Here is a 16,771-nt window from a genome sequence, read left to right as displayed (position 1 = left end):
CATGAAATATTTTCAGGTTATAGCGGGTAAAATTAAGTTTTCCTGCCCTATTCCGTCGATATACCATTATTGGTATAACTTAGACATATTTTGTATTTGAGGTTGCGTGGTCGTTATTGTCATGCTACGAATCCGCAAACACCTTTATCACAGGACTATAATAAGAATGTCGCAGAGAATAAAATTACTGCCCGCCGCGCTGGGTCTGATGACGCTCGTCTCCGTCAGCGCCTCCGCCGCAGAGCCCCTGTCGCTGCAGGGGAAAACCATCGGCGTCGCCGTTGTCGGTACCCAGCACTTCTGGGATCGCGAAGCCTATAAAGGCGCCACCGAAGAGGTTGAAAAACTGGGTGGTAAAGTCATCGGCGTCGACGGCGGTCGTGATAATCAGGTACACGCCAATAACCACGATATTTTATTATCACGCAAGGTCGATGCCGTAATTAGTATTCTCGGCGACAGCGCCGTTGAACCTAAATTTAAAGCGCTGCGCGATGCCGGCATCCCGGTATTTACCGTGGACCACGTGTCAAAATACTCCGTCAATAACACAACCTCCGACAACTACACGCTAGGTTCAACCATTGGCCGCTATATGGCTGATGAATTAGGCGGCAAAGGTAACGTTGCGGTATTTAATGCATTCTCCAGCTCGCTGCGAATTTGCGGCATCCGCTACGACCAGTGGAAATATGTCCTTAAGGATTACCCGGATATTCATATTATTCAGCCGGAGCTGGCCGAACAGTTTGCCAACTCTCCGGAAGATGCGCGTAAGAAAACCCTCGAACTGCTCAGCCAGTATCCGAAAGGCAAACTGGATGCCATCCACGTCGCCTGCTGGGATCAGCCGGCCATCGGGATCGTGCAGGCTCTGGAAGAGACCGGACGCGACAAAGACGTGAAGGTCACCGCCATCGATGCCGGCCCGGAAACGCTGGAGATTATGGCCGAACCCGGCAGCCCGTTCGTCGCTAACGTCGCTCAGCAGCCGCACTTGATTGGCCAGACGTCGGCCGACAACGTCGCGCACTACTTCGCTAAACAGGTTCTGCCGCTGCAAACCTTTATTCCGGTGGTCCCGGTGAAGGGCCCGCAGGAAGCGAAAGCGGTCTACAAACAGCTGGGATATGGCGAACTGCAGTGATTAATCAACCCCTCGGCGGGGAGCGCCCCGCCGCTGGTCTGGTCATGAGCCAGATCGGCAAAAGCTTTGCCAACGTGACTGCATTAAATGCGGTCACGCTGCTTCTTAACCCCGGTGAAATTCACGGTCTGATCGGCGAAAACGGGGCGGGAAAATCCACCCTGATCAAGATCCTTGCCGGCGTGTACCAGGCCGATAGCGGCAGCGCCACCCTCGATGGCGCGGCGATCCCGTTCGGCAACCCTGCGGCCATTGAAGCAATGGGCATCCGCGTTATCCACCAGGAACTCAACCTGATTGCCCACTTCACGGTGGCGGAATCCGTTTTTCTCGGCCAGGAGTATCGCCACCGCTGGGGCGCGCTGGACAGAAGGCGCATGAACGCCGCCACCGAGGCCTTTTTCCGCGATAGCTGGCAGCTGAGCATTAACCCGCGGCGGCTGATTCGCGATCTCAGCCTTGCCGAACGTAAGCTGGTGCAAATCGCCCGGGCGCTGATCGACGGCGCCGCGAAGCTGGTGGTCTTTGATGAACCCACCGCGCCGCTGGAAGCGCAGGAGGCCAGCCTGGTCTCCTCGGCGATCCTGCGCCTGCGCGAGCAGGGGATCGCCATTCTCTATATTTCCCACTATCTGAACGAAATCGCCGCCCTCTGCGATCGCGGAACCGTTCTGCGCAACGGCGAGGTGGTGGGCTACCCTGACCGCTCGCTGCTGCAGGATACCGATGCGCTGATCAAAATGATGGTCGGCCGGGAAATAGAACAGCTCTATACCCCGCGCCAGTCCGCGCCGCCTGAAGCCGACGCCAGCGCGCCGCTGCTGTCGGTGCGCGGGCTCGGCGACGGCCATCAGCTGCGCGACATTACCTTTGATATCCAGCCCGGAGAAATCGTCGGCGTCGCCGGCCTGCTGGGCGCCGGGCGGGACGTGCTGGTCGACCTTCTCTACGGCCTGAAGCGCGTGGACAGCGGCGTGATTAGCATCGACGGTCAGCCGAAGCGCATACGCACGCCGAAGCAGGCGATTCGCGCCGGCATGGCGCTGGTGCCCCGCGACCGCCGCCATCAGGGGCTGATCCTCCCCTTCACCACCGCCGATAACATTAATCTGGCCTCCCTGTCGGACACCGCCACCTTCGGCTGGGAACACCGAGGGCTGGCGCTGGAGAAAGCCCGCAGCTGGATTGAGCAGCTCTCTATCCGCCCCGGCCGCCCGGAGCTGCCGGTGCGGCTGATGAGCGGCGGCAACCAGCAAAAGGCGATTCTGGCCCGCTGGCTGGGCACCGATGCGCGGCTCTTTATTCTCGATGAACCGACCCTCGGGGTCGATATCGGCGCCCGCAGCGATATCTATCAGCGAACCCGTCAGCTGGCGGATCGCGGACGCGCGGTGCTGGTCTCCTCCAGCGATGCGCCGGAGCTGCTGGGGCTATGCGATCGGATCCTCGTGATGTGGCGCGGCGAGCTGGTGGCGAATCTCACCACCCAGGGGCTGACGCTCGACGCCCTGCTGGCAACGATTAACGGTGGACAGGAACAACAGCTATGAGTACGGGTATCCAACGCCGCGGCCTGCCGGGCATAACGACGCTTATCGAAAAATTTCCGCTGATTCTCTTCTTTGCCCTGCTGGTCTGGCTTAGCCTCCAGTCGCCCTTCTTTTTAAGCTGGCAGAATATCAGCATGATGCTGGTGCAGAGCGTGCCGCTGGCCATTCTCTGCTTCGGACTGGTTTGCGTGATTGCCGTCGGCGGCGATGACGTGGTCACCGGCGGGATCGACCTCTCGCTTCCCGCCATCGCGGTGCTCGGGGTCGCGCTTCTGAGCCTCGGCATGGTGGAGTGGCAGATGTCCTATCTGTGGCTGCTGCTCCTGCCGCTCGTGGTCTGCCTCGCCTGCGGGGCGATCAACGCCGGGCTGGTGCTGGTCGCCGGGCTGCCGCCGCTGCTGGCAACGCTCTCAACCTCCGTGGCCTTTACCGGCCTGACCGATTTACTCACCGGCCAGCGGCGCATTGCGGTCAGCGATCCGCTGATGGTGGCTTTTCGCGACCAGACGCTGCTCGGCATCCCCTGGCCGCTGATCTATCTGCTGGCGGTCTTCGTCCTGTTCCAGCTGCTGGTGCACCACTCGCGCTTCGGCCAGCATCTGCAGGCGGTCGGCGGCAACCGCGATATGGCGCAAATGAGCGGGCTTAACGTGCGCCGGCTGACGGTTTACGTCTGGCTGCTGGCAGGCATCGCCGCCGGTCTGGCGATTCTGCCGCTGCTGAGCCAGGGCTCGGGCAGCTCCAGCGGTACCGCCACGCCGCTGCTGCTGGAGACCGTGCTGGCGACCTTTATCGGCGCCGCCTTCTCGCGCCGGCGCGTCGTCACCATCTGGGGCGCGCTGCTTGGCGCGGTGCTGGTCAACGCCCTCTCCAACGGCCTCGGGCTGCTGGGGGTCAATATTTTCTGGATGGGCGCCATCAAAGGCACCCTGATCCTTATCGTGCTGGCGGCTTCTGCGGTCAGACATCACGGAGGCAATCAATGAGCCAGCTGACGCTCAAATCCTCATCGCCGGAGCAGACCGCCGGCGGCCCGCTGGCCTATCTGTCGCGGGCGGGCTTCGGCATTATCACCCTGCTGGCTATTGCCCTGTTCGGCTGGGCTAACCCGGTATTTCTGACCGTTGATAACTGGGCAAACCTGCTCCAGGGCAGCGCGATTCTGCTGATTGTGGCGATGGCGATGACCCTCATCGTCAGCGCGGGCGCCATCGATCTCTCGGTTGGCGTCGCGCTCGACTTTGGCGCCGCCTTTGCGCTGGTGGCCCTGAAAACCTGGCACCTGCCGTGGCAGGCCGCGGTGGGCTATGCCCTGCTCGGCGGGGCGATCATCGGTCTGCTGAACGCCTTTCTGATCCTGATTTGCCAGATCCGTCCGTTCCTTGCCACCCTCGGGACCTGGTTTATTGCCAGCAGCGTGGAGCGGATCTATACCGACGGCGGCGGCTCGATCGCCTATCGCCGGATGGCGCCGGAGTACCACGATCTGGCAGTGGGAAATATCGCCGGTATTCCGACGCCGGTGGTTATCGTGCTGGCGCTGTGGCTGGTGGCCTGGCTGATTACCGAGCGCACGCTCTTCGGCAAGTACGTTCGCGCCATTGGCCAGAACGGGGAAGCGGCGCGCATCGCCGGGATCCGCGATCGGCTGACCATGCTATGGGTGCTGGTCGCGGCCTCAGCGCTGTGCGCCATCGGCGGCGTGATCCTCTCCGCTAACCTGCGGCAGTTTACGCCGCTGGCCGGCCAGTCCTATTTGATGGATGCGATTGCCGCCGTCTTTATCGGCACCGCCTTTAACCGCCAGGGCCGGGCCAGCATCGCCGGTACCCTCGGCGGGGTACTGTTCCTCGCCATCATTGATAACGGCCTGAACCTGATGGGTCTTAACTACCTGGTCAAAGACGCGCTGGTCGGCGTCATTCTGGTGGTCGCGCTGGCCCTCTCTTTCTGGCAGGCGCGTCTGCGTCAGCAGCATCGTTAACGGAGTATCTATGGCAGCCTTTGACGCCGTTTTTGTCGGCCTGACGATCCTTGATATCGCCGGTCGCCCGGTTCTCGACATCCCGCCCCGCGGCGGGGTGGCCTTTATCGAACAAATTCGCCTGAACCCGGCGGGCACCGCCGCCGGAGCGAATATCAACGCCGCGAAGCTCGGCGTTCGCACCGCCGCCGTCGCCTGCCTCGGCCACGATGAAAAAGCCGATTTTATTCTCGCCAGCTACGCGCGCCTGGGAATCGACTGCTCGCTGATCCAGCGCACGACGCAAAAGGAGACCTCGGCAACGATCCTGCCTATCCGCCCGAACGGCGAGCGGCCCGCGCTGCACTGTCGCGGCGCCTCCGATGCGCTGTTCGTCGGCGAAGAGGCGTTCGCCTCGATTCTCGACTGCCGCTTCCTGCATCACGGCGGCACGGGTCTGCTGGCGGCAATGGACCAGGGTCAGAGCGCGCGACTGCTGGCGGCGGCCAGGGCGCGCGGCGTCACCACCAGCTTCGACCTGATCGCCCCCGATGAGCGAACCCTGGATCTGCTGCGCCCGCTGCTGCCGTCGGTAGACTACTTTATGCCCTCGCTGGAGGAGGCCGCCTATCTGTCGGGACGCAGCGAGCCCGCCGAAATCGCCCGTTTCTTCTTCGACCTCGGCGTGGGGACCTGTATTTTGAAAGACGGCGCCAACGGCTCCTGGCTGCTGACCCGCGACGGTCGCGTCGAGCATATCGCCCCGTGGCGCGTAGAGGCGGTAGATACTACCGGCTGCGGCGATAGCTACTGCGGCGGCTTTATTGCCGCACTGGCCCGCGGGTTGAACGAAAAAGAGGCCTGCGAAGTGGCATCGGCCGTGGCGGCGCTGGTCGCCACCGGCCTGGGATCGGATGCGGGCGTGATCGACTGGGACCACACCCTGGCATTTATGGCCGCGAATCGGGCCGGATAGCCTGCGGCCCCGCGCTTAGCGCCACTGGTATAACAGCGGCTCGCCGGCGACGTAGCGCTGGAGATCGGCGGCAATCATCGCCGTATGCTTGCTGATGCTTTCGCGGGTCGCGCCGGCAATATGCGGGGTGATAATCACGTTAGCAAACTCGGTGACAAACGGGTGATCGCGCCACAGCGGTTCGCGATGATAAACGTCCAGCGCCGCGCCGCCCAGCGGCCCGTGGCGCAGAGCGTGAATGAGCGCCTCCTCGTCAACCACCGCCGCGCGGGAAGTGTTAATCAGCAGCGCGCCGGGCTTCATGCTGTTCAGCAGCGGCGCGTTTACCAGGCCGTCGCTGCCGGCGCCGCTGCTCAGATGCAGGCTGACGATATCCGCCTCGCGGAACAGCGCTTCGAGAGTGGTTTTGCGCAGCCCCGGCTCGTTGATATCCTCGCCCGCCACGAACGGGTCCACCACCAGCACCGCCATGCCGAACGCGCGGGCGATACGCGCCACCCGGCGACCAATATTCCCGTAGCCAATCAGCCCCAGCGTTTTATTGCGCAGCTCGCTGCCTTTAAACACCTCGTAAGGGCTCTGCGGGCTCACGTCCCACACCACGTCGCGGCGCAGCCCGGCCTGAGTGACCGCCGCCGCATTGTCGGCGTTGGTAAACTCGCCGCGCTTCAGCGCCGCGTGCGCCTGCGGGATATGCCGCGCCAGGCTCAGCATCAGCCCAAGCGTGAGCTCCGCCGCCGCGTCGGCGTTGCGGCCCGGCGTGTAGAGCACGCGAATGTCGCGCGCCGCCGCAGCTTTAACATCGATATTCACCGGATTGGCGCGGGTACAGGCAATCACCTTCAGGCGCGGGCAGGCGGCGATCACCTCTTCCGTCACGTCGTCGTAGCTGGTCACCAGCACTTCGGCATCGTGAGCCAGATCGATCAGCTGGCCGGCGCTGAGCTTCGGTTTGCCCAGCGCCCATCCCTCCACCCGCAGATCGCCCAGCTGGTGGAACGCCGCAAGATCGCCGGAGTGTTCAGCGGTAAATACAATTTTCATTGGTCTGATTCCTGAGAAATACGTTGAAGCGCCTCCTGCCTGGCCTGCCAGACGGGCAGCATCTGTTCGCGTAGCAGGCGATAAACCGGATAGAGCGCGGCGTAGCGGGCGTGCGCCCGCGGATCTGGCTGATAGCGCGTCTGCTCCAGCTGCGGGTAGTGCGAGAGTTCGTTAACGCTGCGGGCTGCCAGAATCGCGGCCCCGCGGGCGCTGAGTTCGTTAAAGGTGCTGGAGACCACCGTTCTGCCGCTGCAGTCGGCAATAATCTGTAGCCAGGTCGCGGAGGCCGCGCCGCCGCCGGTCAGGTACAGCTCTCCGCCCTGCGGATAGCCCTGCAGCGAGTCGACGATGGCGTAAGCCAGCCCCTCAAAGACCGCCCGCTGTAGCTCGGCGCGGGTGGTATGCTGGCTGATGCCAAAATAGCCGGCCCGCGCATCCGGGCTATAAAACGGCGCGCGTTCGCCGTTCAGATAGGGCTGCCAGAACACGCCCCCGCTGCCCGGCTCGACGTCGGCAATCGCCCGCTCAAGCTGCTGGAGATCCGGGCTCAGGGAGATATGCTGCTGCAGCCAGTCGATATTCGGCGTTCCGGCCTGCATCGGAAAGAGGTTAATAAAGCTCCCCGCTTCGGTATGGGTGACGTAGCGCGTTCCTTCGTTCACCGTCTGACGACCGTGGCACACGATGCCGGTACAGCAGGTCGTACCGAGGATCGTATAGATATCGCCGTCGTTCACCGCGCCGCAGCCGAGCGCCGCGCTGCACACGTCGAGCGCGCCGGCGGCCACCGGCGTACCGGCCGCCAGCCCGGTCAGCTCCGCCACCTCGTCGCGCAGGGCGCCGGCCTGCGCATCCGGCGCCAGCAGCGGCGGGAACAGATGATGCAGGTCGGCAAGCCCCATTTCATTCAGCACCACCGCCGACAGCTCCCCGCTCTGCTGATTGAGCAGCGAGGTGCTGGCATCGGTGATATCCAGCGCCGCGACGCCGGTCAGGCGAAAGCGGATCCAGTCTTTGGCAAAAAACAGATAGCGCGCCGCCGCCAGCCGCTCCGGCTGATAATGCCGGAGCCAGCATAGCTGCATGCTGGTATTGCACGGCTGCAGGTGGGTGCCGGTCTCGGCAAAAAAGCGGCGATCGAAGCCCGGGCGGCGCAGCAGATCGCTCATCAGCTCCCGGCTGCGGGTATCGCTCCACAGGATCCCCGGCCCGACCGGCTCGCCCTCGGCATCGCTTAGCCACACCCCTTCGCCCTGCCCGGCAAGGCCAATGGCTCTTAAGCGCCCGCTCTGCAGCTCCGGGCGTTGCGCAATCTGGCGCAAAATAGCGATGACCGACTGCCACAGCTGCGCCATATCCTGCTCGGCGTAGCCGTTAGCCGACAGACGCGGCCCGGTATTCTCCGCCGCGCTGGCCCGCGCCTGAAAATGCTCATCAAACAGCACCGCCTTGACGCGCGAGGTGCCGATATCGATACCCAGATAAAAATCCATGCCTGATCCGATCGCTTATTGAAAATTAGTCGCGCTCGTAGCGGCGACGCATCAGCTCGCACTCGAACAGGAATTCCAGACCTTCCAGCTGACGGCGCGCCTCGTTAATATCTTTCCCCCAGCAGGTCAGACCGTGGCCGCGCAGCAGGAAGCCGTAGCGCAGCGGGCGGGTTTGCGCATAATCTTCGATGCGCGCCGCCAGGGCGTCGATATCCTGATCGTTATCGAAAATCGCCACCGGGACGGTGTCGAGATGGCTGTGCTGGCCGGTCAGCGTTTTCTGCATTTCGTAGCCCTGCAGCGCCAGCGTCCCGCTCTTCTCGATGCGCGACAGCACCGTCGCGTTGACGGTATGGACGTGCAGCACGACGTTGGCCTCGGGGAACAGGCGATAGACCAGGGTATGCAGCCCGGTTTCCGCCGAGGGCTTACGCCCGGAAGGCGCGGTATTGCTGGCAATATCAACCTGCAGAAAATCTTCGCTGGTCAGGCTGCCCTTATCGCGTCCCGACTCGCTGAGCCAGCACCAGGTCTCATCCTGGCGCACGGACATATTGCCGCCGGTCGCCGGCGCCCAGCCCTTCGCACCGATCCAATGACAGGTGGTGACCAGTTGCGCGAGTCTTTCTTGCCACATAGCAGTTCCTTAGTTTAGCGATGGTATTTTGAGAACCTTGACGCTCGGGCGCCGTTGTTGCTGGCAGCGTGGGCGCTGCTGTGACTCAAAATGGTAAACAGGGTATCCCGAGACAACGTTCTTTAGCCGTCTAAATGGCTATTTATCCGATACTAACACCGCCTGCCCGGCTGAACAATATTTCAGGAAAGGCTTACATTAAGAATGGTTATATCAGAAACGCATATGAAATTACCGTTTTTAACAGTGATACAACTGAACGTTTTCATAACACCAACATTACCCGCTGCGGGTCGCTAAAAAGACGGGGGATCGTTCTGCGTGCGGCTGGCGTAAATTTCAGCGCCGGCGATAGCGACCGCGCGCGATGGCAAAGTCCGAACGGCTGCTCCACGCTGGTGCAAAACTTTGCACCCTGCACACCATTCTGGCAAAACGGCGCCGTTTAACGCCTTTTTATGTGCACACTGCACACCCCAATATGTTCCCGTTGCCCCGCTTTTTTTGGCACACCTCTTGCTACCCCTCTGGCATCGCCATTCGGGTGACCACTCAGAGGTTCCACTATGTCAAACAGCAACGATTTCCCGCTCGTCGAAGCGCCGGCCTCAGGGCGCAAGGGCCTGTTTTCAATCTCCATGGTTCTGTTCAGCTTTACCTTTTTTACCGGCACGATGTTCGCGGGCGGTAAGCTCGGCGTCTCTTTTTCCATCGTTAACCTGCTGTGGATTGCGGTTATCGGCAACTTTTTGCTGGCCCTGTACGCGGCGTCGCTCGGCTGGATTGCCGCCCGCAGCGGGCTGAACACCGTACTGATGGGGCGTTTTTGCTTCGGCGAGATCGGTAGCAGGCTCGCCGATTTTATTCTCGGTTTCGCCGAGCTGGGCTGGTACGCCTGGGGTACCGCCACGGTGGCTATTTCGCTGGTCAAAATCCTTGCCCTGCCCGAGGCGATGACCATTCCGCTGATGGTGCTGTTCGGCATCCTGTTCTGCGTCACCGCGCTGGTGGGCTATAAGGGGCTGGATGCGCTATCGAGGGTTTCGGTCCCGCTGATGTTTATCCTGCTGGTGGTCTCCATGTACCTTGCCGCCCACCATGCCGGCGGCTGGCAGGCGATGACCAAAATCGAGCCGGGCGAAACCATGACCTGGTCGGCGGCCATCACCATGGTATTTGGCACCTTCGCCAGCGGCGCGACCCAGGCGACGAACTGGACGCGGCTGGCTAACTCCAGCCGCACCGCCATCCTCGCCAGCATGGGCAGCTTCCTTATCGGTAACGGGTTGATGATTGTGGCCGGGGCCTGGTGCGCCATCGTTTATCAGCAGGCCGATATCGTGGAAGTTCTGATTTTGCAGGGGCTCTCCGTCGCCGCGGTGGTCATGCTGTGCCTCAATCTGCTGACGATTCAGGGGCCGACAATCTATAACGTTTCGGCCGCCGCCTGTCACCTGCTGCGCAGCGAACGCCGCCGGACCCTGACCGTTGTCGCCGCCGGCGTCGGCATTCTGCTGGCCATTGGCGGGATGTACGAAATGCTGATCCCGTTCCTGGTTCTGCTGGGCAGCATCATCCCGCCCATCGGCGGCGTGATCCTCGCCGACTACTGGTTTTATCGCGGCGGGCGCTATCCTCTGCTGCAAACCGCGCGCTTACCGCGCTTCAACTGGCTGGGCCTGGGCGCTTATGCCGTCGGCGCGCTGGTGGCTTACCTGTCGCCGTGGGTTGCGCCGCTGGTGGGCATCTCCGTCTCCGCGCTGGTCTATATCATCCTGACCCGCCTGAGCAAACGCCAGCCCGCGGCTGACGCGGCTGCGGAGCAGTAGCCATGAGCCTGACGGTCAGCGAAATCCTCGCGCTGGAGGGACTCTCGGCGATGCGGCTGCGCGCGGGGCGGCAGGGGCTCCAGCTGGCGGTGCGCTGGTACTACGTCGCGGAAAATGAAAATATCGCCGAGTGGATCATGGGCGGAGAGCTGGTGTTTATCACCGGGATCAACCATCCCCGCAATGAGGAGAACCTGATCCATCTGCTGATGGAGGGCAAGCAGCGCGGGATCGCCGGCATGGTGATCCTGACCGGCGACGCCTATATCCAGACGATCCCTCCGCGATTGATCGCGCTGGCCGACGAGCTGGGCATTCCGCTGATCGAACAGCCCTATCTGCTCAAAATGGTGATCGTCACCGAGCGCATCGGTACCGCGCTGGTGCGCAGCGAAAACGCGCTGCAGTCGCAGCGCGATATTCTGCTGCAGCTGTTAACCGGCGACTATCCCGACCTGCAGATCCTGCATCAACGCGCGCTTCATCAGCAGCTGGATTTTACCCGCCCGCTGCGGGTGGCGGCGCTGCGCCTTGAGGGGATTCAGCGCCTGTTTCGCCAGTTTCCGCCGGAGCAGGCCGAAGCCTGGCTGCAGCAGGCCCGTCGCACCGTGCGCCAGCGATTGCAGCAGCAGCTTAACCAGCAGGGCAACCCCTTTCCGCTGGTTGAGCGCAGCAATATGTTTCTCTTCCTGCTCCCGGATGAGGAAGGCGAATTTTATCAGCAGAAAAAGCGGCTACAGCAGTGGCTGCTCCAGCTTGCGGAGGGCGATGACGGGCTGTCGCTGCTGTGCGGCCTCTCCGCGCCGGTGCAGGAGCTGCAGGGCTATCAGCGGGCGCTGTCGCAGGCGCGCCAGGCGCTGGATCTCAGCGATACCCTGCGCCCGGCTCAGCGCATCAGCGACTATCAGCAGCTGGGCTTTATCAAGCTGCTCTCCGCCGTCGGCGATCCCACGCTGCTGAGCGATTTTATGCACGACACCCTTGGCTGCCTGATCGAACCCGATCGTAAAAGCCCGTGGCTGCTCATGGAGACCCTGGAAACCCTGCTCCAGGAGAACGGCAACGTGATGAGGGCCGCCGAGCGGCTGGGCATTCACCGCAACACCCTGCATCAGCGTATCCAACGTATTGAAAAGCTGACCCGCTATCCGGTCAGCCATCCGCAGTTTCATCTCAACGCCTCGGTCGCCTTAGCGATCTGGCGTATGTCGCAAAACCATTTACGGGAACAACCATGAAAATTATCAACGCGCGCCTGCGCCATAAAGAAGCGCTCTATACCCTTGAGTTACAGGACGGCATGATTAAAAGCATCGCCCCGCAGGCCGCCGCGCGGGCGGCTGACGCCAGCGATATCGACGCGCAGCAAAAGCTGGTTATCCCGCCGTTTGTCGAGCCGCATATCCACCTTGACGCCACCCTCACGGCGGGCGAGCCGGAGTGGAATATGAGCGGCACGCTGTTTGAGGGCATCACCCGCTGGAGCCAGCGTAAAGAGAGCGTCACGGTAGAAGATACGCGCCAGCGCGCGCTGAAGACCATCGGTATGCTGCGCGATAACGGCGTGCAGCACGTGCGCACTCACATTGATGTCACCGACCCTTCCCTGACGGCGCTGGAGGCGATGCTGGAGGTGAAAAAAGAGGCTGCCGATCTTATCGACCTGCAAATCGTCGCCTTCCCGCAGGAGGGGATCGAGTCGTTCCCCGGCGGACGAGAGCTGATGACCCGCGCCATCGAAATGGGCGCCGACGTGGTGGGCGGCATTCCGCACTACGAGAACACCCGCGACAAGGGCGTCAGCTCGCTGGCCTTTCTGATGGACCTGGCCCAGCGCCACGGCTGCCTGGTGGACGTGCACTGCGATGAAATCGATGACCCGCAGTCGCGCTTTCTGGAAGTGCTGGCGGAAGAGGCTCGGGTACGCGGCATGGGCGCGCAGGTCACCGCCAGCCATACCTGCGCGATGGGTTCCTACGATAACGCCTACTGCTCGAAGCTGTTCCGCCTGCTCAAGGCGTCGGGCATCAACTTTATCTCCTGCCCAACCGAAAGCATTCACCTGCAGGGGCGCTTCGACAGCTGGCCAAAACGCCGCGGCGTGACGCGGGTGGCGGAGCTGGACCGCGCCGGGATTAACGTCTGCTTTGCCCAGGACTCCATTCAGGACCCCTGGTACCCGCTGGGCAACGGCAACATCATGCGCATCCTCGATGCCGGGCTGCACATCTGCCATATGCTGGGGTATGAAGATTTGCAGCGCTGTCTCGATTTGATTACCGATAACAGCGCCCGGGCGCTGTGCCTCGGCGATAATTACGGTATCGCCGAAGGCCGCCCGGCGAACCTGCTGATCCTCGATTCGGAAAATGACTATGACGCCGTGCGGCGTCAGGCCAAAGTGCTGACCTCCATTCGCCGCGGCAAAATCATTCTGCAGCGCCAGCCGGAGCAGATCCGCTATCCGGCGGCAGACCCGCGCCGTTAGCCAATATTTGGCGCAAATGCTCCGGCCGCCACCTGCTCGCGGGTAACGACGCCGCTGTCCAGCACCCAGCCGCTGATTAATGCCGCAGGCGTGACGTCAAACGCCGGGTTATAAACCGATGCATCCGCCGGCGCCCACTGCACCGCGCCGAAGCTGCCGGCCACGCCGGTCACTTCCGCCGCCGCGCGCTGTTCAATAGGAATGGCCTCGCCGTTCGGGCAGCCGCGGTCGAGCGTGGTTTGCGGCGCGGCGACATAGAACGGAATACCGTGATATTTCGCCAGCACCGCCAGCGAATAGGTACCGATTTTGTTCGCCACGTCGCCGTTGGCGGCAATGCGATCGGCGCCAACCCACACCGCATCGACCTGCCCTTTAGCCATCAGGCTGGCGGCCATCGAATCAGTAATCAGCTGATAGGGCACCCCCAGCTCACCCAGCTCCCATGCGGTCAGACGGCCGCCCTGCAGCAGCGGGCGCGTCTCGTCGACCCACACGTTCGCCACCAGGCCGCGCTGATGGGCCAGCGCGATCACCCCTAACGCCGTGCCCACCCCTGCGGTCGCCAGCCCGCCGGTGTTGCAGTGGGTCAGCAGGCGACTGCCCGCTTTGACCAGGCTGACGCCGGTTTCCGCGATGCTGGCGCACAGCTGCTTATCTTCAGCGATCAGGCGCAGCGCTTCTTCTTCAAGAGCCGGAATATAGTTTTCTTTCGCCAGCGCCAGCTTCATGCGGTCGAGGTTATTCATCAGGTTGACCGCCGTCGGACGCGCGGCGCGCAGCGTATCCAGCGCCTGCGATAGCTCATCGCGGGTCAGGCCGCGCTGCGCCAGAAGCGCTAACAGCAGACTGGCAGAGAGACCGATTAACGGCGCGCCGCGCACCCGCAGAGCGTGAATATGGTCAACCAGTAACGAAACGTTATCTGCCGCCAGCCAGCGTTTTTCCTGCGGCAATGCCTGCTGGTCAAGAATAAAAAGCTGATTTTCGCTTACCCGCAGGCTGGTGGTCTGTAGTGTCTGCATGTCGTTAAATCCCTGTTGCGTTGTTGTATCACATTGTGTCAGGATGGAATCCAGAAGTATAGACGTCTGAACGGCTTAACCGGAACTTTTGAGGATCGAGGCAATGTCGCAATACCATACCTTCACGGCCAGCGATGCGGTGGCTTATGCACAACAATTTGGCGGTCTCGACGACCCGTCGGAACTGGTGTCCGCGCAGGAAGTGGGTGACGGTAACCTCAACCTGGTATTTAAAATTTTTGATACCCAGGGCGTGAGCCGCATTGTCGTTAAGCAGGCGCTGCCCTACGTCCGCTGCGTCGGAGAGTCCTGGCCGCTGACGCTCGATCGCGCCCGACTCGAGGCGCAGACGCTGGTGACCCACTATCAACACTGCCCGCAGCACACGGTAAAAATTCACCATTTCGATGCTGAACTGGCGGTGATGGTGATGGAGGATCTTTCCGATCACCGTATCTGGCGCGGCGAGCTTATCGCCAACGTTTACTATCCGCAGGCGGCGAGCCAGCTGGGCGAATACCTGGCCCAGGCGCTGTTCCATACCAGCGATTTTTATCTCCATCCTCACGATAAAAAAGCCCAGGTCGCGCGCTTTATTAACCCGGAGATGTGTGAAATAACCGAGGATCTGTTCTTCAACGACCCCTACCAGGTTCATGAACGCAACAGCTATCCGCCGGAGCTGGAGGACGATATTGCCGCCCTGCGCCACGATAGCCAGCTCAGGCTGGCGGTGGCCTCGCTCAAGCACCGCTTCTTCTCCCAGGCGGAAGCGCTGCTGCACGGCGATATCCACAGCGGTTCAATTTTCGTTGCCGAGGGCAGCTTTAAAGCCATCGACGCCGAGTTCGGCTATTTCGGCCCGATTGGCTTTGATGTCGGCACCGCCATCGGCAACCTGCTGCTGAACTACTGCAGCCTGCCGGGCCATCTGGGCATTCGCGACGCCGCCGCCGCGCGCGAACAGCGCCTGAACGATATTCAGGCGCTGTGGACGACCTTTGCCGAACGCTTCCAGGCGCTGGCGGCGGAGAAGAGCCGCGATGCGGCGCTGGCTTATCCCGGCTATGCCTCAGCGTTCCTGAAAAAAGTGTGGGCGGATGCGATTGGCTTCTGTGGAACCGAGCTGATTCGCCGCAGCGTCGGCCTGTCGCACGTTGCCGATATCGACAGCATTGAGGATCGGGCCATGCGCCATGAATGTCTGCGCCATGCGATTTCGCTCGGCAAAGCGCTGATCGTGATTGCCGAACGTATCGACAGCGTCGACGAGCTGATCGCCCGCATTCGCCAGTACAGCTAAGCCGTTCCCCGTGTATTCCCGGGCGCGGCGCTAGCGCTGCTTTGCCCGGGCTACCCGCTCACCGCACTTCCCTACCCCAAATACTCAATCACCGACAGCCCGCCGTTATAGTCGGTGCTGTAGATAATCCCCTGCGCGTCAACGAACACATCGCAGGACTGGATCACCCGCGGGCGACCCGGACGGGTATCCATCATCTTCTCCGGCGCCGCGGGCACCAGCGCCCCGGTTTCTACCGGCCGGTACGGGTCGGAGATGTCGTAGGCCCGCACGCCCGCGTTTTGGTAAGTGGCGAAAATCAGCGTCGAGCTGACGAAGCTTCCGGGGCGATTCTCATGCAGATTATGCGGGCCAAAATGCGCCCCTTTCGCCACATAGTCGCTCTCCCGCGGCTGCGGGAAGGTCGAGATGCTGACCGGATTCGCCGGGTCGCGGATATCGAACAGCCAGATCAGCTTCTCGCCATCCTGCTGGTTGTCGAGCACCGCCTCGTCCAGCACCACCAGTAAATCGCGATCCGGCAGCGGCAGCGCGGTATGGGTGCCGCCGCCAAACGGCGGGCTCCAGTTGCGGTGGCTAATCAGCTTCGGCTGGGTGCGGTCCTTGACGTCGAGCAGGGTCAGACCGCCGTCGCGCCAGCTGCCGTAGGCGGTATCTCCGGCGATAATGGCGTGATGCAGGGCGTAGCGTTTACCCTGCGGCCAGCTCGCCGTCTCCCCTGCCGCCTGGTTCATCCCCGGCAGCCACCAGCGCCCGGCGACCTGCGGCTTGCGCGGATCGGCGAGATCGATGGTCAGGAAGATATAGTCGCTAAAACCGTCGATCAGCGCGGAAACGTAGGCCCAGCGGCCGCCGACGTACCAGATCCGGTGAATGCCGATCCCGTCGAGCGACAGAAAGCTGATTTCACGCGGTTTATCCGCAACGGAGATATCAAAAATACGCAGCCCGGCGCTCCAGCCCTTCTCCCGTACGTCGCTGACCGTCTCGCCCACCGAACGGGTGTAGTAGACCTTCTCGTCGGCAAAGCGGGCGTCGGCAAACAGATCCCGGGCGTTGATCACCAGCAGCAGGTCGTCATGCGCCTGCAGGTGGACGTTCCAGGTGCCGGGCGGGGCGGCGACGTAGTTCACCGCTTTGGGGTTTTTCGGGTCGCGAACGTCCACCACCGAAAAACCCTGGGACACCATGTGGCCGATATAGGCAAAACCACGATGCACCATCAGCTGGACGCCATCCGGGCGTCCGCCCTGATCGCTATGCCCAATCAGCCGCATATTGCGGCTGTAATCGGGACGCGGGAGTTCCGTCGCCAT

At 62.2% G+C, this 16,771-nt stretch carries 15 protein-coding genes; 10 read left to right on the top strand and 5 right to left on the bottom strand.

Annotation, left to right across the window (positions count from 1 at the left end):
* Positions 1 to 166 precede the first annotated feature (166 nt).
* Genes GO007_RS02145 through GO007_RS02125 form a run of 5 tightly spaced genes read left to right on the top strand, consistent with a single transcriptional unit; the run spans position 167 to position 5,636 of the window.
* Positions 167 to 1,147 (top strand): sugar ABC transporter substrate-binding protein, encoded by a 981-nt coding sequence (locus GO007_RS02145; protein WP_095094964.1) that lies wholly within the window; start codon positions 167 to 169, stop codon positions 1,145 to 1,147.
* Between the two features lie 44 nt (positions 1,148 to 1,191).
* On the top strand, positions 1,192 to 2,697 hold the full coding sequence (locus GO007_RS02140; RefSeq protein WP_157349112.1) for a sugar ABC transporter ATP-binding protein: 1,506 nt from the start codon (positions 1,192 to 1,194) through the stop codon (positions 2,695 to 2,697).
* The gene (locus GO007_RS02135; protein WP_095094958.1) at positions 2,694 to 3,683 is read left to right on the top strand and encodes an ABC transporter permease; all 990 of its coding nucleotides are present in this window, start codon (positions 2,694 to 2,696) and stop codon (positions 3,681 to 3,683) included. Before GO007_RS02140 ends, GO007_RS02135 begins: the two co-directional genes overlap by 4 nt.
* Positions 3,680 to 4,681, top strand: coding sequence for an ABC transporter permease (locus GO007_RS02130; protein WP_095094955.1), 1,002 nt, complete (start codon positions 3,680 to 3,682; stop codon positions 4,679 to 4,681). Before GO007_RS02135 ends, GO007_RS02130 begins: the two co-directional genes overlap by 4 nt.
* A gap of 10 nt (positions 4,682 to 4,691) precedes the next feature.
* Positions 4,692 to 5,636, top strand: coding sequence for a carbohydrate kinase family protein (locus GO007_RS02125; protein ID WP_095094952.1), 945 nt, complete (start codon positions 4,692 to 4,694; stop codon positions 5,634 to 5,636).
* A 15-nt stretch (positions 5,637 to 5,651) separates the two neighbouring features.
* Here GO007_RS02125 and GO007_RS02120 read toward each other — a convergent pair whose 3' ends face one another.
* The 3 genes from GO007_RS02120 to GO007_RS02110 are packed head-to-tail and all read right to left on the bottom strand — an operon-like array spanning position 5,652 to position 8,810.
* Complete coding sequence (locus tag GO007_RS02120; RefSeq protein ID WP_095094949.1) at positions 5,652 to 6,680, bottom strand: 2-hydroxyacid dehydrogenase; 1,029 nt, start codon at positions 6,678 to 6,680, stop codon at positions 5,652 to 5,654.
* On the bottom strand, positions 6,677 to 8,173 hold the full coding sequence (locus tag GO007_RS02115; protein WP_095094946.1) for an FGGY-family carbohydrate kinase: 1,497 nt from the start codon (positions 8,171 to 8,173) through the stop codon (positions 6,677 to 6,679). The genes GO007_RS02120 and GO007_RS02115 overlap by 4 nt, the downstream gene beginning before the upstream one ends.
* 25 nt (positions 8,174 to 8,198) lie before the next feature.
* Entirely contained in the window at positions 8,199 to 8,810 is a 612-nt protein-coding gene (locus GO007_RS02110; protein ID WP_095094944.1) for a methylthioribulose 1-phosphate dehydratase, read from the bottom strand.
* 134 nt (positions 8,811 to 8,944) lie between these two features.
* On the opposite strand from GO007_RS02110, the gene GO007_RS02105 reads away from it, so the two are divergent.
* From GO007_RS02105 to codA, 4 genes are all read left to right on the top strand, one after another.
* A complete protein-coding gene (locus GO007_RS02105; protein WP_143350129.1) occupies positions 8,945 to 9,259 on the top strand; it encodes a hypothetical protein in 315 nt (104 codons plus the stop codon).
* A 117-nt stretch (positions 9,260 to 9,376) separates the two neighbouring features.
* Positions 9,377 to 10,639 (top strand): cytosine permease, encoded by a 1,263-nt coding sequence (gene codB, locus GO007_RS02100; protein WP_095094942.1) that lies wholly within the window; start codon positions 9,377 to 9,379, stop codon positions 10,637 to 10,639.
* 2 nt (positions 10,640 to 10,641) lie between these two features.
* Complete coding sequence (locus GO007_RS02095; protein WP_095094939.1) at positions 10,642 to 11,877, top strand: PucR family transcriptional regulator; 1,236 nt, start codon at positions 10,642 to 10,644, stop codon at positions 11,875 to 11,877.
* Positions 11,874 to 13,127, top strand: coding sequence for a cytosine deaminase (gene codA, locus GO007_RS02090; protein ID WP_095094937.1), 1,254 nt, complete (start codon positions 11,874 to 11,876; stop codon positions 13,125 to 13,127). Before GO007_RS02095 ends, codA begins: the two co-directional genes overlap by 4 nt.
* Here the strand turns inward: codA and mtnA are convergent.
* Positions 13,124 to 14,152, bottom strand: a complete 1,029-nt coding sequence (gene mtnA, locus GO007_RS02085; RefSeq protein WP_095094934.1) for an S-methyl-5-thioribose-1-phosphate isomerase — start codon at positions 14,150 to 14,152, stop codon at positions 13,124 to 13,126. The genes codA and mtnA overlap by 4 nt on opposite strands.
* 103 nt (positions 14,153 to 14,255) lie before the next feature.
* On the opposite strand from mtnA, the gene mtnK reads away from it, so the two are divergent.
* Positions 14,256 to 15,455 (top strand): S-methyl-5-thioribose kinase, encoded by a 1,200-nt coding sequence (gene mtnK, locus GO007_RS02080; RefSeq protein WP_095094931.1) that lies wholly within the window; start codon positions 14,256 to 14,258, stop codon positions 15,453 to 15,455.
* Between the two features lie 71 nt (positions 15,456 to 15,526).
* Here mtnK and GO007_RS02075 read toward each other — a convergent pair whose 3' ends face one another.
* Positions 15,527 to 16,771, bottom strand: a complete 1,245-nt coding sequence (locus GO007_RS02075) for an LVIVD repeat-containing protein (protein ID WP_095094928.1) — start codon at positions 16,769 to 16,771, stop codon at positions 15,527 to 15,529.

This window comes from Klebsiella sp. 10-1, assembly GCF_009758445.1.
Classification (GTDB): Bacteria; Pseudomonadota; Gammaproteobacteria; order Enterobacterales; family Enterobacteriaceae; genus Klebsiella; species Klebsiella scottii.
This window is presented reverse-complemented; position numbering and strand designations above follow the sequence as displayed.